The sequence below is a fragment of the Agrobacterium sp. MCAB5 genome, assembly GCF_052114365.1.
GTDB classification, from domain to species: Bacteria; Pseudomonadota; Alphaproteobacteria; order Rhizobiales; family Rhizobiaceae; genus Agrobacterium; species Agrobacterium tumefaciens.
This window is the reverse complement of the sequence record NZ_JBFREP010000114.1, coordinates 1-677: the sequence shown is the minus strand read 5'-3', so window position 1 is coordinate 677 and position 677 is coordinate 1. Positions and strand designations below refer to the sequence as shown.

Annotated in this window: 1 protein-coding gene; it reads right to left on the bottom strand. The window is 60.4% G+C overall.

Going from position 1 to position 677, the window contains the following annotated elements:
- Positions 1–343 precede the first annotated feature (343 nt).
- Complete coding sequence (locus AB4Z23_RS27660; RefSeq protein ID WP_441361203.1) at positions 344–550, bottom strand: hypothetical protein; 207 nt, start codon at positions 548–550, stop codon at positions 344–346.
- Positions 551–677 lie beyond the last annotated feature (127 nt).

Below are 677 nucleotides of genomic sequence, written 5' to 3'. Positions count from 1 at the left end.
GCTGCTCGCCCATTATAACGGTCTCGACATCGAAGCATCGATAGAGCGCAAGTGGCGTTTTAAACCGTCGGTTTGACAGTTTGCGGGGAGGGACGCGACCCTAGCGCTGCGGCTCTGTCGCTGCCGCGATTATGAGAGCAAAACGATAGAGAGCAGAGCTGCGAGAATGGCGGCCACCGGCGTCATGACCTGCCGCAGGGTAATCTCAAATGCGGAAAGAGCGAGCAATATCAGCGCCGCGCCGTTTATGGATGTGCCGACAATTGAATTCGAGCAGGATCGGCCTGCCAGCCTATATGTGAGGCACCATAAAGACCACTGGCTAAAGGCATGCGCCGCGCCTTCATGCCTCTGATAACGGCGCCTCTTGCAGGAGACCGGCAACCGCATGAAGATCGCTTGAAACGGTGATGCATTTTTCCCGCATTTCCTCGGTCGGCGGCGCGACATCCGGCACCATGATCGTCATCATGCCCGCCGATGAGGCGGAGCGCACGCCGTGCCAGGAATCCTCCAGCGCCAGGCAACGGCCCGGATCGATGCGATGCATTTTTCCCGCATTTCCTCGGTCGGCGGCGCGACATCCGGCACCATGATCGTCATCATGCCCGCCGATGAGGCGGAGCGCACGCCGTGCCAGGAATCCTCCAGCGCCAGGCAACGGCCCGGATCGATGC